The following is a 21,073-nucleotide window of genomic DNA, read 5'->3' as shown; positions in this document are numbered from 1 at the left end:
TGAATTTTTATATTTAGTATACTTACTTCTCCATATAAAAAAATGCACACACTCTATTCCATTAAAATAGTTGCACATTCCTGCAACTGACACGGAGGTAGAAAAGAGTGTATGCCCAGATTAGGGAAAGGCAATATGTATTAAAACATGATTTGCCTTAATGTCGTATTCGACTCATTATATTATAAACGTTTTCAAATAAGGAAATATTAAATTTAACCATATATATGAATATTCCACCTGTTTTCTTCGTTTTTCTTTATTTTTCTCTCATTTTCGCAAAAAATCGAAATAAAAAAATAGAAAAATAAAAAGGAACTAAGGTTTACACCTTAGTTCCTTCTACTTTATCCAACCATTTGTGTGCTAATAATCAGTTGGGTACCCCACTGATGAAAGTTTCACTTTATTTCAAAGCACGACGTGGTAATTTGTCGATATTCTCTAACATAATACCTGTACCAACCGCAACACATTGCATTGGGTTTTCAGCAATTAATACTGGTACCTTTAATTCTTCTGCTAGAAGCATGTCGATACCGTGTAGTAAAGCTCCACCGCCTGTTAAAATAACACCGCGATCGATAATGTCCGCAGATAGTTCTGGTGGTGTGCGCTCTAGTACGCCTTTTGCAGCTTGTACAATGATAGCCGCGTCTTCTTTTAGTGCTTCTGTAATTTCTTCAGAGCATACTGTAATTGTACGTGGTAAACCTGTTACCATGTCACGTCCACGAATTTCAAGCTCTTCACTACGTGCACCTGGGAATACTGTACCGACTTTAATTTTAATATTTTCTGAAGTACGTTCTCCAATTAATAGCTTATACTTACGTTTAACGTAGTTTAAGATCTCCATATCAAACTTATCGCCAGCCATTTTGATAGAAGAAGAGGTAACAATATCACCCATAGATAGTACAGCGATATCTGTTGTACCTCCACCAATATCAACAACCATGTTACCGCTTGGTTGGAAGATTTCCATACCCGCACCAACTGCAGCTACTTTTGGTTCTTCTTCTAAAAATACTGTTTTACCACCTGAACGTTCAGCAGCTTCACGAATTGCTTTTTGTTCTACTGATGTGATATTTGTTGGACAACAAATTAAAATGCGAGGTTTTGAAAAGAAGCTCTTTACGTCCAACTTGTTAATGAAATACTTTAACATCGCTTCTGTAATTTCGAAATCTGCGATTACACCATCTTTAAGTGGACGAATTGCTACAATATTACCAGGCGTACGCCCCACCATACTTCTTGCTTCTTCACCTACTGCTAATACTTTACCTGTATTACGATCAATTGCCACAACAGATGGCTCATTTAATACAATACCCTTACCTTTAACATGAATTAATACATTAGCCGTACCTAGGTCAATTCCGATATCTCGCGCAAACATTCCCGTCTTTTCCTCCTCGATATTCAAAATCAGGTTACACCCGAATTCTTTTACACCTAATTTCTGATTTTATCATAAATTTAACAGAAACGTAATATTCGCAAAAAGAATTCTTCTGAAAAATATTACCGAATGCACGCGGAATGTTTGCTAACGTATATTTATCTTATATTAACGAACGGTAAGACTCTCATCTCAAAATCAATCCGACGAGTTTAGAAGAGTTGAGCGAAAGACAAAAAGCCTGCAAACGCCTGATTGCTGAAGACTAATAATCAGTGAGGCATGCCCCACTGATTAAAGTTTCACTTTATTGACGTACAGGCTTTTCCACATCTTCTTTTCTATATTTTTGCTTTGTTGCTTCTCCGCCTCTTAAATGACGAATAGACTTATGATAATCAAGAATTTCTTTCACTTCATTTGCGAGCTCTGGGTTAATTTCTGGTAGACGTTCTGTTAAATCTTTATGGACTGTACTCTTTGATACCCCAAATTCCTTTGCAATTACACGCACTGTCTTTCTTGTCTCCACGATATACTTACCAATCTTGATAGTTCTCTCTTTGATGTAATCGTGCACACCACTCGCCTCCCTAAATTGGATGTGAGAAGTGTGAAATGAGCCTCGCTGCATACGACTAAGAAGTAAGTGTGAGTGCTGTTTGTAAGCGTTAAACATTCTTGGATTTATAATGAAATGATTCACGATTTCTCACCTCAAACACTCTCTTTGCTTTGGTTTATACCATTGTATTGCCCGCACTACTGATATATGCTACATGTTCACTATTTTTGCGGACTAAGTTAAGAAAAATTACGTTTTTTTGTGAGAGATACGTTAACAATGACTATTTTGACAAAAAAATGACACCTTTTTAAAAGGTGTCATTCTTCTCGATCATATTCTTCTTCTAACAATTGATGGTGGGGAACTTCCTTCTTACCGGCAATATAATAATACAAAGTGAATAAAACAAACAATAATATAATAGCAATCGACAGAACAAACAAAAACGACACAGTATCCCCTCCCTTTTGTAATATATATTCGAGAATCTCGTCATTTTTCCTTGTTATTGCAACTTTTTTCTCGAAATTGATTATTTTTATATAAAGTTCAACTAATAATCGGGCTTTTACGGGCCCTTAATCCCCCTAACTTCTTTGCTCTCGCTGAATTTTGAGATAAGGGTCTTACCGCCCGCAAATAGCAGGATAAAAATAAAAAAATCAGTTCTCCTAATGAGAACTGATTTTTTCACTTTCTTATTCTTGTGAAGAAGAATCGTTAGATGATTCTGTAGAACCATTTGTTGATTTTTCTTCTTTCTTCGGTTCTTCTTTTTTGTCACTAGTCGAACCGCTTGTTGATTTCTCTTCTTTTTGAGACTTATCTTCTGTTTTACTTTCTGGTTTCGTGCTCGTTGACTTCTCTTCTTTTTGAGATTTGTCATCAGCTTTTTTACCAGAAGCATTCGTTGCTTTTGTAGCACCTGCATCAGCTTTAATTTCTGCTACTGATTTATTTAAGTAGCGCTCAGGGTTCACAGCCACATTGTCTTTACGTACTTCAAAGTGAACGTGAGAACCTGCTTCTTTATTCATTGCACTTAGACCGGATTTTCCTAATACTTCACCTTGTGCAACTCTTGCACCTTTTTCTACTTTCACACTGCCTAAGCTTTGATAAGAAACTGCTACACCATTTCCACTATCAACTGTTACAACATAACCAAGAAGTGAATCTTTTTCAGCTTTTGTTACTGTGCCACTTAAAGCAGCAGCAACATTGAACTCTTTTCCATTTTTCGCAGCAATGTCAATTCCTTTATTCGGGGAATATGTGTTGTTATAAAAGACAAGTGCTTTTTCTTGTTCCGCCTCAGTTGCTGCATCTTCATAGAATTTCTTCTGCACGACTACTTCCGCATTAGCGGCTGCTGGCATTTTCACTACTTCTGAAGATTTCGTTACTGGTACTGCTGGATCTTCCGATTGTGTATACGGTGTTGCTTGATCGTGGTTCGGAGTCTTCTTTGGATTAGCTCCTTGGAACCATAGCGCAACCACTAAGATTACCGCTGCACAAGCAATGTACAGTGCCGGAAACACCCATCTTTTTTGAAATAAATGTACTACCTTTTGCGACTTTTTATTATTTCTTCCTCGCATTCCATCATCACCTCAGCAATCATTTTGAACAATATTCATGTATCCTATACAACGTATAACTAATTACTTTTCGACAAATTATGTAAAAATATGTATAGAAATTGTAAAATTTCCGAGGAAATGATGAAAAAAGAAAAAACTGAGCATTTTCAGCTCAGTTTTTAGTCCATTTGTTTCTTTTTGTATACGATTAAACATGCAATGAGGGAAAGACTAAGCCACACTCCAACATTCAAGACATGTCCGCTAATGCTACTAAATCCCGCTCCCTCTACTAAGCTGTTAATCGCTTTGGCAATATGAGATGTTGGAAGATACTCGATCATCGTCTTAATTACTTTATTTTCAACCATTGGCTCAAATTGTACAGCTAAATACATCGTCATTAATATCGGCATTCCAATGAGTGATGTTTGCGGTACAGACTCAGCTAACAATCCAATCATTGTTCCAATCACAATAAATAGAATTGTTCCACATAAGAAAATAAATCCTAGTAATAAAAGATTTCCACCGAATTGATCCAAAATGAATAAGTTCACAATACAAATGCCCAACGTCAAACATGCTGTTAATATACTTTTCCCAAGAAGAACTTCAACAGAAGAAGCTGGTGATAGCATTAGCACACGTAACGTATGTTTTTCTTTTTCTTCTGCAATTACCATTGATTGAACAAACCCTGCAACAAATAGAAAGGCCATTAAAGTAATAATGCCAACCCCCATACGCCCTTCTCCAAATCTGCTAAATATAAATGCAAATATAATTGGTAAAGATGCCATTAATAACACTTGTGAATTTGTCTTAAAATCTTGTACTTCTTTCCTAAAAATAGCTGATACACGTCGCATTGAAAATGTCATTATAATCCCCTCCCAGTAACTTCAATAAAGATATCGCCTAATGTTGGCTCGTGTGAATGAATAGATAGTAATTCACCTTTTTTCATCCATTCTGAAATACGTTTTGCACCTAATTCATCTTTTTGCACGACTTCTTTTTGCTTATCTTTTAATACGACTTGTATTTGATCTTTCGCGTATTGTAGGCGAAGGTTTTCTGGTGTATCAAGCGCTACAATTTCTCCGCCGCATAGAAAGGCGATACGGTTACAAAGCGTTTCTGCTTCTTCCATATTGTGCGTCGTTAAGAAAATCGTCGTTCCTTCTTTATTTAAGTCTTTTAAGATTTTATGAATGTTTTGTACGTTAACTGGATCGAGTGCGGATGTTGGTTCGTCTAAGAAGAGGATATCTGGTTTATGAAGGATCGCTCTCGCTAGTGTGACACGCTGTTTCATTCCCTTTGATAGTTTCTTTACTAATGTTTTTTTATCATCTAATAAATTCACTTGTGCTAGCACTTCATCGATTCGTTCTTTTTTACAATCGTATAAGTCGCAAAATAATAGTAAGTTATCATAAATGCTAAGTCTTTCATATAAACCACTGTTGTCTGTTAAAATACCAATTCGTTTATAATCGATGCTACTTGGTCCTGTGATGTCTTTTCCTAGTACTCTTACTGTTCCAACACTATGAAGTAATTGAGAAGTTAATATTTTTACTGTTGTTGTTTTACCAGATCCACTCGGTCCGAGGAATCCGAAAATTTCTCCTTGCTTCACCTCAATATTTACATTTCGAAGTGCCGTTTTTTCGTTGAAACTTTTCATTACATCTTTCATTTCAATTGCCAATGTCATTTCGTCATCCCCTTTGTTTTTCTTTATAGATGAAATTTGCTTTCACAAGTTTCGATTTGTATGTTTCGCTTTTCTTGACTCAATCATATGAAAAACAAAGGGTCTACGCAGTAAAATACCGGTAAAAGGAGTATTTTTACCGGTGAATGAATCATATTTCGATCCTATTGGAGCACTTTTTATAGCCCAATTACACCTTTTAATTCATCCATTCGTCCTTTTGAAAGCGGAATTGAACTTTTTCTTTCATCATCCAAAATTAAACTAAAACTATTCCGTGTCCAAGTAATAACTTCTCGTACTCGTTGTAAATTAACGAGGTACGAACGATGACATCTAAAGAAACCGAATCCTGTTAATCTCGTTTCTAGTTCACTTAATGTTAATGCACATACGAAATCACCTTCACGCACATGAATATGTGTCACTCCATTTTGTGTTTCAATGAAATGAATTTCCATCGGATCAAGTAAAATGATTTTATCGTTCACCTTCGCTGGTATTCTTTCTAATTTCATCTGCGGAATCATTTGAACGACTTTTTCTTCATCAACTTCTTCCGCCTCTTCTTGCTCGATTTCGACCTTTTTCACACCATCGTTGTTTAATATGTATACATCTTCTGTTAACGAAAGAGCATCTGATAGGAAAGAGGACGTAATAAAGATCGCCTTTCCTTTCTCTTTCATTTTCATAATTGCTTTTCGAATAATAATCGTACTTTCTGTATCTACATTTTGCTCCGGTTCTTCCAAAATAACTAAATCCGGATTATGAATCATAACTCGTCCAATATGAAGGCGACGTTTCTCTGAAAATGACAATTTTTCTACTTTCACGTTTAACTTATCTAGGAGACCAACACATTGTACAACTTCTTCTATACTTATCTTTGATTCATAAAGCCCTAACAAAAATTTAAAGTATTCCTTCACCTTCAAACGATCATATGCTTCATCTTTCAAAAAACAAAAACCGATGCTGGAATAATTTTTCTTTCCAATCGCTTTGCCTCCAAATAGCACATTGCCAGTTGAAGCTTCTTCCTCACCAATAATGATGCGATGCAACACTTTAGCTGTATGGTTATTACATTGCAAAACAACACATTGTCCTTTCTCAACCTCTAGCTCAATTACTGGTAACTGGTTCGTCTTCCCTAATTGTTTCAACTCCAGTAGCGCCATTTCGTCTCCCCCAAATGCTTTTTATCCTATTATACCAAACAATTAATGGAAAATTTTGATATTTTTATGAAACACATAAAAATAAGGCTATCCAAATGAATAGATAGCCTTATTCTCTATTTTTGTTCTACCATATAAGTTTTGAGTAAATCACGAAGTGCTCTTTTTAAAAACTTACCTACAAATAATGAAAAAAGGAGCTAATCTTAATTAGCTCCTTTCACGTTCTACTTCTTCACCATCAGTTTTCCCTCATAATCATTCATCGTTTTTATTTCAACGCCTTTATAATAATGAGCGACGATATCTGGATATTTCTTACCTTCCGCTGCCATACCATTCGCACCGTATTGACTCATGCCAACACCATGACCGAAGCCTTTCGTCGTGACAATGATTTTATTGCCCTCTTGTTTCCATGTAAAATCAGAAGAGCGCAAATCTAACTTTTCACGAACTTGTTTTCCTGTTAATATTTTCCCTTGGAACGCTACATCCTTTACTCTTTTACCCTCCGTAAGATCTTTAATATTTCCAACCTTTCCATCCGCTAGCACTTTCACACCGAGACGTTTTTGAAAATCAGCTACTGTGAACGTTTGCTCGCTTGTAAACTTTGGAGAGGCTTGATCCCACGGGCTATCTACACTTTTCAAATACGGATAATCATTTCCCCAATAATCAGCTGCATTCTCTGTTCGGCCGTTACTCGTTGAGAAGAAAGACGCTGAAATCGGTTTTCCCTCATACGTTAAAACTTGTCCTGCGGTTTTAGAAACGGCTTCCTCGATTTTCTTTAAATTGTTTTCGTAGTTATTGCCCCATTGTTTTTTCAATTCCTCTTTGCTTTTGTACACTTGATCTTTCACCGTATCTACCACATCTGCATTGTTTTTCTTTTCTCCACTTAGCATACGCTGCACCACGAATGTTCTTGCTGCTAATGCCTGTGCCTTTAGCGCCTCTATTTCAAAACTGGCATTCATCTCAGAAGCTACGACACCGGTCACATATTCCTCCACAGGTAATGTTTCTACCTTCTTCTGTTGATCGCGATATACAGCAACTTGAACCGCTGTATCCACTTTCCCTGGAGCTGGTATACTTTCTATCGCTGGAGGAGTTTTAGAAGCTGCTTCTTCTCCTATTTTTGCTTTCGCAAACGGAATTACAAGAGCAGCAGGTACAATGATAACGAGCGCTATTAAAAGCGCTACTATAATGAAAAATGGCTTTGAAAATTTCATCCTATTCCCCCAATATAAAGTTGGCTTCCTTTCATTCTTATGGAACTACGGAATTTTTTAGAACATACTTGGGGGTATCGGTATAGACTGAAGTTTTAATGAGTTGGAGTCTTACTGCCCATTAATGCGAGATAAAACGAAAATTTTCTAAATATTTTTACTGGTACGTGCATAAGTATAGAGTTTATTGACTATAACAGTAATAACCCAAAAAAATAGCCTCTATATCAAAAGACATAGAGACTACTTCAATTAAGCGTGAAGATCAGAAACTTCTTGTTCTTTCACTTCTTCTACTTTTTCGTTTACACGTTCAATAGTTGCACCTAATGCAGCTAATTTCTTATGGAAGTCTACATAACCACGGTCAAGATGCTTTAATTCAGTTACACGAGTGTAACCTTCTGATACTAAACCAGCTAAGATTAATGCTGCAGCTGCACGTAAATCAGTTGCACCTACTTCAGCACCTTGTAAGCTGTTTGGACCGTTCATAATAACAGAACGACCTTCGATTTTAATATCAGCATTCATACGACGGAATTCTTCAACGTGCATAAAGCGGTTTTCGAATACCGTTTCTGTAATCATACTTGTTCCATCAGCTTGTAGTAATAATGCCATCATTTGTGATTGCATGTCTGTTGGGAAACCTGGGTGAGGCATAGTTTTAATATCAACCGCTTTTAACTTATCTGGGCCGATAACACGTACACCTTCATTTTCCTCAATAATTTTAACACCCATTTCTTCCATCTTCGCTGTAATTGAGCGTAAATGTTCAGGAACAGCATTTTCAATTAAGATGTCTCCACCAGTAATTGCTGCTGCAACCATGAATGTTCCCGCTTCAATACGGTCAGGAATAATAGAATGGTTTCCACCATATAATTTATCAACGCCTTCGATACGAATCGTTCCAGTTCCAGCTCCGCGTACTTTCGCTCCCATCGCATTTAAGAAGTTAGCTAAGTCAACGATTTCTGGTTCTTTCGCTGCGTTTTCAAGGATTGTTGTCCCTTTTGCTAATGTAGCTGCAGACATAATGTTTTCTGTCGCGCCCACGCTTGGGAAGTCTAAATAAATTTTAGCTCCTTTTAGTTCTCCCTCAACGTATGCCTCAACAAAACCGTTACCAACCTGTACTTTTGCTCCCATTGCTTCGAAGCCTTTTAAATGTTGGTCAATTGGACGTGAACCAATTGCACATCCACCTGGAAGTGCAATACGAGCACGACCGTTACGTGCTAATAATGGTCCCATTACTTGAACAGATGCACGCATTTTACGTACATATTCAAATGGTGCTTCAATGTTTAGTTCTTTAGAAGCATCGATTGTTACTTGGTTATTTTCAAATACGACTTCAGCATTTAAATGACGTAATACCTCATTAATTGTGTATACATCAGACAAAACTGGTACTTCAGATAGTACATTCTTTCCATCACTCGCTAATAGGGCTGCAGCGATTATAGGTAATACAGCATTTTTTGCGCCCTCAACACGCACTGTGCCGTTTAACCGCTTTCCGCCACGGACGATGATCTTTTCCAAATTATTCCCCTCCGTGTCCTTTTTTCAGTATCTATTCACTCAATACTCAGAAGTTATGATCGGTGTGCCAACCACAATTGTATCTTTGTTGTTTGTAGAACGTATTGCTATTTGCACATTTATTTTCTCTCTATTTGTTGAAAGAGCGTCATCCCACTTTTTATTGTATGCGGAGACTGACACAAATGCTCTTTCTTCTACTTGTTCGATCGCTCTTGCTGAAAGATCTTTCAAAAACTGATTGGTTTTATTTTGCAAAACACCTTCAATCTTATCATTCAGTACACCTTGAACACAAGTGTAAATTATAGGTTTTTCATTAAAAATTTTATTCATTTTCTGAACATGCTTCGGGTCCCATTTCGCCCCACTTACTTCAAAAATAATGAAAGTGTTTTCTTTAGTATTTTCCTTACTCCAAGTTACTACTACTCGTTCTTCATATGAAGCAAACTTTTTATAGGATGTAGCTTTATATCCATCTGGAGATTGCTCTAAGTCCCATTTTTGAATATTTGCCTTCCCCTTCACATCGTTTAACAATTTTTGAAACGTATGTATGTTAGAAATTGTTTTTGTTTCTCGCGCTAACCATGACCATTTCTCCACTTTAGCATCATTTTTCTCTAAAGCCTTAATCATGTTCTCCATTTTCTGTTCATCGCTTATCGGTTTCATCTCTCTATATCCAACCAAAAAGAAAACAACACTCAAGGCAACAATAAGAATGGCTTTAAGCTTCAATTTCATCCCCTCCTATCCCCATTGTTAACGGAGATATGAGGTTCTATACACTTACTTTACTAAATACGTTAAACTCTTCGAATAGCCTAAATAATCAAGGAAAAAGTTACTTACAGATGTCCCAATTGCAATTGTAATTAGGATGAGTAACACCCTCGTCTGTAACACTTTTCCAGCTTTCATTAAACGCTCGATGTGAATACCTTGTAAGGCCCACCACGTAATGGTAATAAACAATAAATGCGAAACGATGGCAATCAGTGCTTGTTGCCCTAAAAGTTGTGCCAAAAAATCGACCCCTTTTTACTTGGCTACTACTTACGAAAGAAAATAAAAACGATACCATAATAAGTAGGAGCCACACTTTTTCAAATGCAAATAAGCATCTTACATTTTACATCGTAAACTTCTCTCGGAAAAACGTATACCTATATGCATTTTCATTTGTGGCTAACACAAAATAAAAAGCGTAGAGTACCGACTCCACACCTTTTATTTTCACTATTGTACCACGTTCCCCAAGAAGAAGAAATCTTTCATTAATGGAAAATATTCATAAAAGAAATTGTATCCAATCATCGGCATAATCCCTAGTATTACAATCGAAATTGCACAAAGACTCATAACAACCTTTATATTTAATGGCAACCGAATTTTCTCTTCTACTTCTCCCGTCCGGAAAAACATTTGCTGTAAAATACGGAAATAATATACGAATGAAATGACTGTCGTACCCATCATAATAGAAGCTAGTACGTAATGAGCTGGCTCTACATGAAGTGCACCTAAAAAGATGTTAATCTTCCCGATGAAACCAGCTGTTCCTGGTATCCCGGCCAACGATAAAATAAAAATCGTCATTACTATCGCTGTAAATGGCGACCTTTTATATAATCCAGTGAAAATGGTGATATTTTCTTTGTCGCTTTGTAAGATTAAGCCGTGGATAATTGCAAACGCGCCTATATTCATAAGCATATAGGCAAGCATATAAAACCACATGCTATCCATCGTAAATGGTGATAATGCCACAAGTGGAACGAGCAAATACCCTGCATGCGCAATTCCTGAATAGGCAAATATACGTTTTACGTTGTATTGTTTTAATGCGACTACGTTCCCAATAATCATCGTAATACTTGCTAGTACAGCAATATATATACTCATACGCCCGTATAAAGATTGCATGTCTCCTTGCACCGATACACTTGCAAAAATCATAAGGAACAGACGAATAATGAGTAGGAACCCAGCAATTTTAGAAATCGTTCCAAGAAAAGCAGTAACAGGTGTAGCCGCCCCTTCATACACATCGGGTGCCCACATATGAAACGGCACTGTTGCAATTTTAAACGAGAGTCCAACGAGCAGTAGTAGAAATGCGAGAGCTAACAATAACTGAATACCACTAGCTAGCTCCCCGGTGAATGCTTTTTGCATATCCACAATATTGGTTGAGCCTGTAATACCGTATAAATAACTCATTCCAAAGAGTGTAATCGCCGTTCCAATTCCTCCATTAATGACATATTTCATTGCCGCTTCATTTGATGCACGGTTCCTTTTTCGTATGCCTACTAAAACATAGGAAGAAAGTGATAGTAGCTCTAAACCGACGAAAAGTGTAATAAAATCAACACTAGAAGCCATGAACATCGCCCCAAGAAGGGCCATTAAAAATAAGTAATAATATTCTCCCTTATCTTCAATTGGATTCTTCTTGTCATCGCTCATTGCGGTGCATAAGATGAGGGCCGCTCCGCCTAATAACAACGTTTTAAACCCTTTTGAAAATCCATCTAACACAAACGATCCATTTAAAATATCTCCTGCTGGTTCGCCGTATAGCGTAATTAATGACACAATTGCTAATACGACAGCGGCGATTGCACTAAGCGCTACATACCTATGGTTCAGCTTAAAAAACAAATCACATATGGAAAGAAGGATGGCAAACCCGAGAATAATGAATTCTGGCACCATGAGATGCCATGATAAGCTCAGTAACGTATCCATATCCATCCTACTTCACCCCCAATGTTTTCAATGTATTTTGAAGCGGATCCCCTAGTATTTCTGGCATTACTCCAATGGCAATAATACAGAAGATAAGCAATAGGACCGGGACGTACTCCCATCCGTGTATATCAGTTTTCGCTTCCCACTCTTTCTTACCAAATGTTACTTGAAGTGTCGCTCTTAATACGTACACAGCGGTTAAAATAATCCCAAGTACACCGACTGCAGCAATGACTGGCTCTCCTTGGAATAAGCCGAGAAAGGCAAGAAACTCACTCACAAATCCAGACATCCCCGGCAGTCCAAGCGATGCCATTCCTCCTGCTAAGAAGAAGCCGCTAAGTATTGGGACACTTTTTGCGAGTCCACCAAGCGCTGTAATATCCGACGTGCCAAAGCGCTGTTCTATAACACCAAGCAAGAAGAAGAGCAAGGCTGCAATTAAACCGTGCGAAACAACTTGGAATAGTGCCCCTTGTGTACCTGGCGCATTAAGTGCCGCAAGCCCCATTAAAACAATTCCCATATGCGAAATACTAGAGTAGGCGAGTACCTTCCTAAAATCCGTTTGGATGAGTGCTAAAAAGGCGCCGTACAATAAGTTGATTACTCCTAAAACCGCAATTAGCGTGGCAAACTCGCGAAAGTATTCTGGGAATAGCCCCTTCCCGAAGCGAATCATCCCGTACGCTCCAATCTTTAGCAAAACGCCCGCATGAAGCATAACTACAGCAGGGTGCGCTTCAATATGCACATTGACCATCCAGCGATGCAACGGGAAAATAGGTAGTTTAATTGCAAAGGCAATCATTATAGCAATAAATACACCAAGCTGTATGCTACTCGGGACGATCTGTCCTCCCCCAGCACTTACACCTGTTAATATCTCTTTCAATTCCGCAATATTTGTCGTACCTGTTTTCGCGAACAAAATCGAGAAAACGATGAGCAAAATAGCTGATCCAATGCCGTTATATATTAAATAACTATATGCAGCCTTTTCACTCGACAATTTCCCCCACTTGCCAATTAATAAAAACATTGGTGGCAGTGTAATTTCAAAGAAAATAAAGAACAACATTAAATTTTTAGCAGCGAAGACACCGAGCATCCCTATTTCTAGCATGAGCAATAGCATATAAAATGCTTTTAAATTTCTTTTAATGGAAAACGCTGCAATTGCTGCAAGCATCGCTAGAAGGGCTGTCAGCACCATCATTACAAGTGACAAACCATCAATTCCAAGCTCGTAATAAATAGAAAACCACCTTTTATCCACCGCTGCAAAATCACCAAATTTAATCCATTTCACTTTTTCATCAAATAGCGATAGACTCTTTCCAGAAGCATATGTACAAGCGAGGACAGTGGCGATCCCAAATGGAAGCGCCGTCCCAAATAAACCGAGCGCTCGTACTGTACGCGATTCTTTTTTCGGTGTTAATACAAGTAATAGAATCCCTAAAAGTGGGGAGAAAATGAAGAACGTCAACAACAAATCATTCATCGTAAATCCCCTCCCGTATATAGCAAAATAATGACGAGGACCGCGAGCGAAACTGCTGTTACAGTGCCGTACACTTGTACATTCCCGTTTTGAAGCCTCGACAATGTGCCACTTACCCCTTTAACCAAACTTGCGATTAAAACAGCAATCCCTTCCACAACATATACTTCAAATAAACGAAGCATATGAGCGATTCCCTTCGTAATAGGAATCACTGTCATATTGTACAGTTCATCCACATAATATTTTTCTTTCAAGAGCTTATGAAGAAATGACCTTTCTCCTCCAGCCCAATTTTTTGAGATAGTTTTCTTTCCATATATGAAATACGCAAGGGCAATCCCCCCAAATGAAACGAGCGTCGCAACAATCATAATCCAAACTGGTCCATGTGCTTCTTCCACTTTAAATTCTATATCCTTCGTCAGCCAATCTCCGAGAAACGTTCCAAACCACGGTGTATTTATATATCCTGCTACTACTGCGAGAACGCCGAGAACAATCATCGGATACGTCATAATGCGCGGCGAGTCATGCACGTCTTCCTTCGTCTTCGCTTCCCCAGTAAAGACAAGAAAGTATAGGCGGAACATGTAAAATGCTGTTAGGAATGCCGCAAAGACTGCTAGAACAAATAAAAAGTAATTGCCACTCATCCAAGTTGCTGCCAAAATTTCATCTTTACTAAAAAACCCCGAAAGAAGCGGAACTCCACTAATTGCAAGTGTACCTATTAAAAATAACGTACCCGTTACTTTCATCTTCTTCTGTAAACCGCCCATTTTATTAATGTTTTGCGTATGCACAGCATGAATTACACTTCCTGCTGCCAAGAATAGTAACGCTTTAAAAAAGGCATGTGTCGTTAGATGGAATATACCCGCTACATAACCAGCAGAACCTAAGGCGAGCATCATATACCCGAGCTGGCTAACTGTAGAATAAGCAAGTACCCTCTTTATATCCGTCTGTACAAGACCGATAGAGGCCGCAAATATTGCGGTGAAAGCACCAACAATTGCCACCGTCTGCATTGCCACCGCACTTGCCGAAAATAGCGGGAACATCGTTGCTACTAAATATACACCGGCTGCGACCATCGTCGCCGCATGAATAAGTGCCGAAACAGGCGTTGGCCCCTCCATCGCATCAGGCAACCACGTATGAAGCGGAAATTGACCTGATTTCCCCATCGCCCCGATAAAAATTAATATCGCCGTTATCGTTATCATAGTCGGGGACAGATCGCCTGTATGAACCGCTCTAAAAATTGCGTCATACTCAAAACTACCTGCATGCCAAAAGATTAAAATCATCCCAATAAATAAACCAACATCTCCAATACGAGTCATAATAAAAGCCTTTTTCGCAGCAACCTTCGCTTCTTCCTTAAAGAAATAAAAACCGATGAGTAAAAATGAACCAAGGCCCACTAACTCCCAAAATATATAAAGCTGTAACAAATTCGTCGATATAACAAGCCCGAGCATCGCAAATGTAAAGAGTCCTAAATATGCATAAAAAGTTGGTAATCTTGCGTCACCTTTCATATAACCTTTTGAATACACATGTACAAGTAAGCTCACAAGTGTAACGATAAATAACATTAAAGCCCCTAATGCGGTCACTTCAAAGCCAAATGATATATCAATATCTCCAGCTCTAAGCCATACCCATTTATGCTTCACTGTGACCTTCGAAAATCTTTCTATTAATACAGGTACCGCGAGTATAAAGGAGAGAGAGACGAAGAAAATACTAAGTACGCTGCTTCCTTCTCTAATTTTCTTCCCGAACATAATAAGTAAAAAAAACGAAACAAGCGGGAAAAGCGGTATGAGCCATGCATAATCGATCATTGTTTCCTTCCCCCTTTTCGGTCACAATGCTATCCTTTAAGCGTATCCATTTCATCTACATGAACTGTCGTGCGATTACGATACAAAGCAATTAAAATGGCGAGCCCTACCGCCGCCTCCGCTGCCGCTACAGCCATCGTAAACAGCGAGAAGATTTGCCCTGTTAAATTCGGGAACAAACCTAATTTACTAAACGCCACTAAATTTAAATTGGCAGCATTTAGCATTAATTCGATACAAACTAATACGATTACTGTGTTTCGCTTCGTTAAAGCTCCAAATAAACCGATGCAAAACAAAATAATCGCAAGTGTTAAATACGCAGAAGCTGGAACGCTACTCATTGGAATCCTCCTCTTTCTCATCCTTCTTCGCAAGTATAATCGCGCCAACAAGTGCTACAAGTAAAATAACCGAGGTTAACTCAAATGGAATAATGTATTTCGAATAGAGAAGTGTACCGATTTGAAGTGTGTTTTTTTCATGGAGAGGTAAACTTCCTTGTGTGCTTTCATTTGAAAAATCGATACTATTAACAGCGAAATACATAACTGCCCCAAATGCTACAACTGCAAAGAAGATAATCCATTTTCGAAGAGTAAGACGTGATTCATTTTCCGCATTATGTTTCGTTAACATAATGCCAAAAATCATAATAATTGTGATTGCACCAGAGTAAAGTAAAATTTGTGCAACTCCGATAAACTCGGCCGATAAAAGAAAGTACAAACCTGCAATGCTGAGAAATGTCAGAACGAGAGCTAGCATCATATGCATTACTTTCGTTAAGTTCAACATGAGAACACCACCGATAATTGCAGACAAGGATAGTATAAAGAATGCTACAAACTCGCCATTCATGCTTTATTCTCCTTCCTGACGTTTTCATCGTTTTCGTCGAGCCACTGCAAATTTTTAAATAAATCATCACGTGAATATGCTGCGAGTTCAAAGTTATTTGTCATAACAATTGCCTCTGTCGGGCAAACTTCTGTACATAAATCGCAAAGTATACAAATTTCAAAATTAATATCATACGTATCAATAATTTTCCCTTTTTTCGTAGGGTCAGGATGTTTCTTTCCCGTCAATTGAATGCAATCTGTCGGACAAATGTTAGAACACTGATTACAAACAATACATTTCTCAGGATAAAACTTTTGAATCCCTCTAAAGCGATCTGGCAATGGCAACGGCTGATTTGGATAATCATACGTCACCTTTTTCTTACTCAAATTACTCAGCGTATATTTTAAACCTTTAAATAACCCTTTCATCTCTTACTGGCACCCCCTTCATAGATTAGAAGAATAGCTCCTTAATCAATGCCGTTAAGAAAATATTTGCAAGTGCGATTGGTAATAATACTTTCCAGCCAAACTCCATTAACTGGTCACCCCTTATACGCGGGAACGTAACGCGGAACCAAATTAATAGAAAGACTACACTGCTAAATTTCAAAGCAAACCATACAGCACCTGGAATAAATCCAAGAAACATAACTGGGTTCCAGCCGCCTAAAAAAAGTACTGTAATTAAAGATGCCATTCCGAAGAAATATACATACTCTGAAAGCATGAAAAACGCCCAGCGAAAACCTGAGTATTCCGTATGATATCCAGAAACAAGTTCTGACTCCGCTTCTGGTAAATCAAACGGCGTCCTATTTAACTCTGCTACTGCTGCGATTAAGAAAACGACGAATCCAATTGGCTGTACGAAAATGTACCAAACTTTCTCCTGCGCCGCTACAATCTCATTTAGATTCAAGCTACCAGCTAACAAAACGATACCAATTACGCTCATTACGAGCGGAATTTCATAAGAAATCATTTGCGCCGCCGCGCGCATCCCTCCTAAAAGGGAATATTTATTATTTGATGCCCATCCCCCAGTTACGACACCAATTGTCGTAATCCCAGAAACAGCAATGTAATACAGCAATCCGACACCAATATCCGCGAACTGAAATTTATCGGTAAACGGGATAACCGCAAGTACCATAAATGCTGGCGCAAATGCAATGACAGGTGCTAATATGAACAACGGTTTATCTGCAGCTTTCGGAATACTATCTTCTTTCAATAATAGTTTCAAAACATCAGCTACCGTTTGCAGTAAACCGAACCGACCTCCAACTTGGTTTGGTCCAATCCGGCCTTGCATAAATCCCATCACTTTCCGTTCTGCCAAAATACCATATGTAACGAAGCCAAGGACTGCAAATAGTAGAAGCACTGCTAATCCGAAAAAAATGAAGAAATTCGTCCAGCTTGAAGGTGATTGTAAGAGCGTCTCAATCATTAGCCATCGACCTCCCCAAGTACAATATCGACTCCACCTAAAATCGTAATTAAATTGGCGATGTTTTCACCCTTCAATAACTTCGGTAAAATTTGCAAGTTATAAAAAGAAGGTCTGCGGAATTTCAGACGATATGGCTCTTTCTTTCCGTCACTAGCGATATAGCAACCAATCTCTCCGCGTGGTGATTCTATACGGACAAACGCTTCCCCCTTAGGCGCCTTAATAATTTTCGGCACTTTCGCCAGTACAGCTCCGTCCTTCGGAAACTGCTGGACTGCTTGCTCTACAATTTTTAACGACTCTTCAATTTCCTCCATTCGGCAAACGTAGCGATCCCAAGCATCTCCCACGCTCCCAACAGGAATATCAAAATTAAAACGATCATAAATCGAATACGGCTCATCTTTGCGAAGATCCCAGTTTACTCCGGTGCACCGCAAATTCGCTCCGCTTAAAGAATACGAAATTGCTTCTTCCGCGCTATATATGCCAACGCCCTTCACGCGATTCAAGAAAATCTCATTACCACTAACAAGGTCGTGATAACCTGCCAATTGCTCTCTCATGTATGGAACAAACTCTTCCACTTTTTCAATCCAACCATCCGGCGCATCCCACTTCACACCGCCAACTCTCATATAGTTAAAAGTAAGCCGTGCCCCGCATAATTCATTTAATAAATTTATAATCATCTCTCGTTCACGAAACGCGTACAAAAACGGGCTGACCGCTCCTATATCAAGAAGATTTGTACCCCACCAAACGAGATGGCTCGCAATTCTTCCCAGCTCCATCGCAAGTACTCGCAAGTATTCGGCACGCTCCGGAATTTCAAGTCCCATCATCGTCTCTACAGCATGGCAAATGACGTAATTATTCGTCATTGCTGATAAATAGTCCATTCGATCTGTATAAGGGATAATTTGCGTATACTGTAAGCTCTCAGCGATCTTTTCAGTCCCGCGATGCAAATACCCAATAACCGGTGTAGCTTCTTTAATAATTTCCCCGTCAATCTTAATAACAAGCCTGAAAACACCGTGTGTACTCGGATGCTGAGGTCCTACATTCAAAAGCATTTCTTCCGTACGAATCATAAGTTACACCTCCACATCATACGGTTCATAATCTTTCCTAAGCGGATATCCTACCCAATCATCTGGCATTAAAATACGCGTTAAATTCGGATGCCCTTTAAATACAATGCCGAGCAAATCATACGCTTCTCGCTCCGGCCAGTCAGCCCCTTTCCACAGCGCTGTTACCGATTCAACTTGCGGCACTTCTCTATCCAGCTTTACCTTCACCGCTACAGACTGTTTCTTTCCATATGAAAATAAATGAACATACACTTCCATATGAGTCACAAAATCTGTCGCATGTAGCTCTGACATATAATCAAAAGCAAGTCCCTCATGGAATCGTAGTAACTCCATCACCTCATAATATTTTGAAGGATCCACCACAAGAGTTGGTACATCTTTTGAAAGTTTATTAATATAGGAATCTACTAATGTGCTACCTCCTAATTTACCCCTAATAACCTCAACATACTGATTGAGATACGGCTGATTAACGGACGGTTCTTCTTGCTTCGGTACATCTTCCTTTTCACTTTCAGCACCCTTCGTCTTCGCCCTTGCCGCCGCAGCCGCTTTCGCCTTCGCTGCTGCAATTGCCTTCGCCTTTTCATCTCCCAAATTTCCATCACCTTGCGAAGCTTTCTGTTTCGCTAGCGCCGCTGCTTTTGCTTTCGCAGCTGCCACGGCCTTCGCCTTCGCTTTAGCCTTTTCTTCTTCCGTTACCTCTTCTGTTCCTTCTCTTTTTTGCTTCGCTAGCGCCGCCGCTTTTGCTTTCGCAGCTGCGGCTGCCTTCGCCTTCGCTTTGGCCTTTTCTTCTTCCGTTACTGCTTCTGTTCCTTCTCTTTTTTGCTTCGCTAACGCTGCCGCTTTTGCTTTCGCAGCTGCGGCTGCCTTCGCCTTCGCTTTGGCCTTTTCTTCTTCCGTTACCTCTTCTGTTCCTTCTCTTTTTTGCTTCGCTAGCGCCGCCGCTTTTGCTTTCGCAGCTGCGGCTGCCTTCGCCTTCGCTTTGGCCTTTTCTTCTTCCGTTACTGCTTCTGTTCCTTCTCTTTTTTGCTTTGCTAACGCTGCCGCTTTTGCTTTCGCAGCAGCTGCAGCACGTTGTTTTGCTTCTTCTACAGTCATTCCATCAATTTTTGGTAGCGCTTTCTCTTTTTCTTGATTTTCTCCCTCAAGCTTACTTATTTCCGCATCATGTTTCGCAACAAGACGTTTTCTCGCTTCCTCTTTCGCGCGCCTAGCAGCTTCTCTTTTCAGATCCTCTAAATCTTTATTTGGATTACTCATTTATTCGTCACCTGCTTCCCTGTCTTTGCCTCGTAACGAATTTTCTCTTTCAACTTATTAATTCCATAAATTAAAGCTGCAGGGTTTGGTGGGCATCCAGGAATATACACATCAACTGGTACAATTTGATCTACACCTTTCACAACAGCGTACGAATTCACATACGGACCACCAGCAGTCGCACAAGATCCCATCGCAATAACCCATTTCGGTTCAGGCATTTGATCATATAAACGCCTAACAATAGGAGCCATCTTCTTCGTTACCGTTCCCGACACAATCATGACATCTGATTGCCTTGGTGAAGTCCGAAAAAATGACCCAAATCGATCTAAATCGTAATGTGATGAACCTACTCCCATCATTTCAATCGCACAGCATGCCAGTCCGAATGTCATCGGCCATAAAGAATTACTCCTCGCCCACCCTTTTAACTGCTCCAATGTAGAAAAAAAGATATTTCTCTCTAATTCCGCTCGCTCATTTGGATGTAGTGCCTCAAAATTTATAACCATTGTAACACCTTCTTTTTCCAAGCATAAGCTAATCCAACTAGCAACATTACAACAAAGATGAGCATTTCAATTAATGCAAATAAACCTAGCTTGTCATATGCAACAGCCCATGGATATAGAAATAAAGTTTCTACATCAAAGATGACAAACAATAAAGCGAAAATATAGTAACGAGCATGAAACCGAATATTTGCATCATGAAAAGGCTCAATTCCACTCTCATACGTTGTCGCTTTTGCTGCACTTGGTTTGTTTGGGCGCAGCATCCTTCCTAATGTAAGAGCCACTACCGGCAGTAATATGCCTACTAGCAAGAAAATCAAAACGATCATATAATTATTTTCATATACACTTGCCATTGTGAAACCCTCCCCCCTGAATTAAGAACAAGTTCACTTAGTAAACAATATGTCCCAGTTGCGACAAATATTATTTTTAAATTTTTCTAAATAATTAAACTATTTTATTTATTAT

The 21,073-nt window shown here is 38.9% G+C and carries 22 protein-coding genes; all 22 read right to left on the bottom strand.

Annotated features, from left to right (window positions below; genetic code table 11):
• Positions 1–406 precede the first annotated feature (406 nt).
• Positions 407–1,408: a rod shape-determining protein gene (locus ACS2MN_RS22605; RefSeq protein ID WP_000457991.1), complete on the bottom strand. Its 1,002-nt coding sequence runs from the start codon at positions 1,406–1,408 to the stop codon at positions 407–409.
• A gap of 310 nt (positions 1,409–1,718) precedes the next feature.
• Positions 1,719–1,991, bottom strand: a complete 273-nt coding sequence (gene spoIIID / locus ACS2MN_RS22600) for a sporulation transcriptional regulator SpoIIID (RefSeq protein ID WP_000544012.1) — start codon at positions 1,989–1,991, stop codon at positions 1,719–1,721.
• 305 nt (positions 1,992–2,296) lie between these two features.
• Positions 2,297–2,431, bottom strand: a complete 135-nt coding sequence (locus ACS2MN_RS22595; protein ID WP_000008898.1) for a hypothetical protein — start codon at positions 2,429–2,431, stop codon at positions 2,297–2,299.
• A gap of 246 nt (positions 2,432–2,677) precedes the next feature.
• Positions 2,678–3,583, bottom strand: coding sequence for a M23 family metallopeptidase (locus tag ACS2MN_RS22590; RefSeq protein ID WP_098169292.1), 906 nt, complete (start codon positions 3,581–3,583; stop codon positions 2,678–2,680).
• 161 nt (positions 3,584–3,744) lie between these two features.
• Complete coding sequence (locus ACS2MN_RS22585) at positions 3,745–4,449, bottom strand: ABC transporter permease (protein ID WP_346994770.1); 705 nt, start codon at positions 4,447–4,449, stop codon at positions 3,745–3,747.
• Positions 4,449–5,291 (bottom strand): ABC transporter ATP-binding protein, encoded by an 843-nt coding sequence (locus tag ACS2MN_RS22580; protein ID WP_000170852.1) that lies wholly within the window; start codon positions 5,289–5,291, stop codon positions 4,449–4,451. The genes ACS2MN_RS22585 and ACS2MN_RS22580 overlap by 1 nt, the downstream gene beginning before the upstream one ends.
• Before the next feature lie 179 nt (positions 5,292–5,470).
• Positions 5,471–6,478 (bottom strand): LytTR family transcriptional regulator DNA-binding domain-containing protein, encoded by a 1,008-nt coding sequence (locus ACS2MN_RS22575; protein WP_001185968.1) that lies wholly within the window; start codon positions 6,476–6,478, stop codon positions 5,471–5,473.
• A 227-nt stretch (positions 6,479–6,705) separates the two neighbouring features.
• On the bottom strand, positions 6,706–7,725 hold the full coding sequence (gene spoIID / locus ACS2MN_RS22570; RefSeq protein WP_346994769.1) for a stage II sporulation protein D: 1,020 nt from the start codon (positions 7,723–7,725) through the stop codon (positions 6,706–6,708).
• 252 nt (positions 7,726–7,977) lie between these two features.
• Positions 7,978–9,282 (bottom strand): UDP-N-acetylglucosamine 1-carboxyvinyltransferase, encoded by a 1,305-nt coding sequence (gene murA, locus ACS2MN_RS22565; protein WP_000411268.1) that lies wholly within the window; start codon positions 9,280–9,282, stop codon positions 7,978–7,980.
• Between the two features lie 39 nt (positions 9,283–9,321).
• Positions 9,322–10,026 carry a YwmB family TATA-box binding protein gene (locus tag ACS2MN_RS22560; protein WP_371399751.1) on the bottom strand — a complete coding sequence of 235 codons (705 nt, stop codon included), beginning with the start codon at positions 10,024–10,026 and terminating at the stop codon, positions 9,322–9,324.
• A gap of 51 nt (positions 10,027–10,077) precedes the next feature.
• Positions 10,078–10,314, bottom strand: a complete 237-nt coding sequence (locus tag ACS2MN_RS22555; protein ID WP_000057885.1) for a DUF1146 family protein — start codon at positions 10,312–10,314, stop codon at positions 10,078–10,080.
• A gap of 213 nt (positions 10,315–10,527) precedes the next feature.
• Positions 10,528–12,042 (bottom strand): NADH-quinone oxidoreductase subunit NuoN, encoded by a 1,515-nt coding sequence (gene nuoN, locus ACS2MN_RS22550; RefSeq protein ID WP_346994793.1) that lies wholly within the window; start codon positions 12,040–12,042, stop codon positions 10,528–10,530.
• A gap of 7 nt (positions 12,043–12,049) precedes the next feature.
• Positions 12,050–13,552 carry an NADH-quinone oxidoreductase subunit M gene (locus ACS2MN_RS22545; RefSeq protein WP_346994768.1) on the bottom strand — a complete coding sequence of 501 codons (1,503 nt, stop codon included), beginning with the start codon at positions 13,550–13,552 and terminating at the stop codon, positions 12,050–12,052.
• Positions 13,549–15,411 (bottom strand): NADH-quinone oxidoreductase subunit L, encoded by a 1,863-nt coding sequence (gene nuoL, locus ACS2MN_RS22540; protein ID WP_346994767.1) that lies wholly within the window; start codon positions 15,409–15,411, stop codon positions 13,549–13,551. Before nuoL ends, ACS2MN_RS22545 begins: the two co-directional genes overlap by 4 nt.
• A 29-nt stretch (positions 15,412–15,440) precedes the next feature.
• Positions 15,441–15,755 carry an NADH-quinone oxidoreductase subunit NuoK gene (nuoK, locus tag ACS2MN_RS22535; protein WP_000100078.1) on the bottom strand — a complete coding sequence of 105 codons (315 nt, stop codon included), beginning with the start codon at positions 15,753–15,755 and terminating at the stop codon, positions 15,441–15,443.
• Complete coding sequence (locus tag ACS2MN_RS22530) at positions 15,748–16,272, bottom strand: NADH-quinone oxidoreductase subunit J (protein ID WP_001012818.1); 525 nt, start codon at positions 16,270–16,272, stop codon at positions 15,748–15,750. Before ACS2MN_RS22530 ends, nuoK begins: the two co-directional genes overlap by 8 nt.
• Positions 16,269–16,688 (bottom strand): NADH-quinone oxidoreductase subunit NuoI, encoded by a 420-nt coding sequence (nuoI, locus tag ACS2MN_RS22525; protein ID WP_000677189.1) that lies wholly within the window; start codon positions 16,686–16,688, stop codon positions 16,269–16,271. Before nuoI ends, ACS2MN_RS22530 begins: the two co-directional genes overlap by 4 nt.
• A 25-nt stretch (positions 16,689–16,713) precedes the next feature.
• Entirely contained in the window at positions 16,714–17,715 is a 1,002-nt protein-coding gene (gene nuoH, locus ACS2MN_RS22520) for an NADH-quinone oxidoreductase subunit NuoH (RefSeq protein WP_000573426.1), read from the bottom strand.
• Positions 17,715–18,815: an NADH-quinone oxidoreductase subunit NuoD gene (gene nuoD, locus ACS2MN_RS22515; protein WP_000621442.1), complete on the bottom strand. Its 1,101-nt coding sequence runs from the start codon at positions 18,813–18,815 to the stop codon at positions 17,715–17,717. Before nuoD ends, nuoH begins: the two co-directional genes overlap by 1 nt.
• A 3-nt stretch (positions 18,816–18,818) precedes the next feature.
• Positions 18,819–20,084 (bottom strand): NADH-quinone oxidoreductase subunit C, encoded by a 1,266-nt coding sequence (locus ACS2MN_RS22510; RefSeq protein ID WP_346994766.1) that lies wholly within the window; start codon positions 20,082–20,084, stop codon positions 18,819–18,821.
• Positions 20,081–20,599: an NADH-quinone oxidoreductase subunit NuoB gene (nuoB, locus tag ACS2MN_RS22505; RefSeq protein ID WP_000236327.1), complete on the bottom strand. Its 519-nt coding sequence runs from the start codon at positions 20,597–20,599 to the stop codon at positions 20,081–20,083. The genes ACS2MN_RS22510 and nuoB overlap by 4 nt, the downstream gene beginning before the upstream one ends.
• Entirely contained in the window at positions 20,590–20,958 is a 369-nt protein-coding gene (nuoA, locus tag ACS2MN_RS22500) for an NADH-quinone oxidoreductase subunit NuoA (protein WP_000179269.1), read from the bottom strand. Before nuoA ends, nuoB begins: the two co-directional genes overlap by 10 nt.
• Positions 20,959–21,073 lie beyond the last annotated feature (115 nt).

Origin of the sequence: Bacillus cereus group sp. BceL062, assembly GCF_051780025.1 — a bacterium.
GTDB classification, from domain to species: domain Bacteria; phylum Bacillota; class Bacilli; order Bacillales; family Bacillaceae_G; genus Bacillus_A; species Bacillus_A toyonensis.
Note: the sequence above shows the minus strand (reverse complement) of the source record. Positions and strands in the feature narration are given on the sequence as shown.

What these genes read in the sequence shown, in the direction of transcription:
- ACS2MN_RS22605 (WP_000457991.1), bottom strand. Translation starts at nt 1,408, where the DNA reads ATGTTTGCGCGAGATATCGGAATTGACCTAGGTACGGCTAATGTATTA.
- ACS2MN_RS22590 (WP_098169292.1), bottom strand. Translation starts at nt 3,583, where the DNA reads ATGCGAGGAAGAAATAATAAAAAGTCGCAAAAGGTAGTACATTTATTT.
- ACS2MN_RS22585 (WP_346994770.1), bottom strand. Translation starts at nt 4,449, where the DNA reads ATGACATTTTCAATGCGACGTGTATCAGCTATTTTTAGGAAAGAAGTA.
- ACS2MN_RS22580 (WP_000170852.1), bottom strand. Translation starts at nt 5,291, where the DNA reads ATGACATTGGCAATTGAAATGAAAGATGTAATGAAAAGTTTCAACGAA.
- ACS2MN_RS22575 (WP_001185968.1), bottom strand. Translation starts at nt 6,478, where the DNA reads ATGGCGCTACTGGAGTTGAAACAATTAGGGAAGACGAACCAGTTACCA.
- spoIID (WP_346994769.1), bottom strand. Translation starts at nt 7,725, where the DNA reads ATGAAATTTTCAAAGCCATTTTTCATTATAGTAGCGCTTTTAATAGCG.
- nuoN (WP_346994793.1), bottom strand. Translation starts at nt 12,042, where the DNA reads ATGGATACGTTACTGAGCTTATCATGGCATCTCATGGTGCCAGAATTC.
- ACS2MN_RS22545 (WP_346994768.1), bottom strand. Translation starts at nt 13,552, where the DNA reads ATGAATGATTTGTTGTTGACGTTCTTCATTTTCTCCCCACTTTTAGGG.
- nuoL (WP_346994767.1), bottom strand. Translation starts at nt 15,411, where the DNA reads ATGATCGATTATGCATGGCTCATACCGCTTTTCCCGCTTGTTTCGTTT.
- nuoK (WP_000100078.1), bottom strand. Translation starts at nt 15,755, where the DNA reads ATGAGTAGCGTTCCAGCTTCTGCGTATTTAACACTTGCGATTATTTTG.
- ACS2MN_RS22530 (WP_001012818.1), bottom strand. Translation starts at nt 16,272, where the DNA reads ATGAATGGCGAGTTTGTAGCATTCTTTATACTATCCTTGTCTGCAATT.
- nuoI (WP_000677189.1), bottom strand. Translation starts at nt 16,688, where the DNA reads ATGAAAGGGTTATTTAAAGGTTTAAAATATACGCTGAGTAATTTGAGT.
- nuoH (WP_000573426.1), bottom strand. Translation starts at nt 17,715, where the DNA reads ATGATTGAGACGCTCTTACAATCACCTTCAAGCTGGACGAATTTCTTC.
- nuoD (WP_000621442.1), bottom strand. Translation starts at nt 18,815, where the DNA reads ATGATTCGTACGGAAGAAATGCTTTTGAATGTAGGACCTCAGCATCCG.
- ACS2MN_RS22510 (WP_346994766.1), bottom strand. Translation starts at nt 20,084, where the DNA reads ATGAGTAATCCAAATAAAGATTTAGAGGATCTGAAAAGAGAAGCTGCT.
- nuoB (WP_000236327.1), bottom strand. Translation starts at nt 20,599, where the DNA reads ATGGTTATAAATTTTGAGGCACTACATCCAAATGAGCGAGCGGAATTA.
- nuoA (WP_000179269.1), bottom strand. Translation starts at nt 20,958, where the DNA reads ATGGCAAGTGTATATGAAAATAATTATATGATCGTTTTGATTTTCTTG.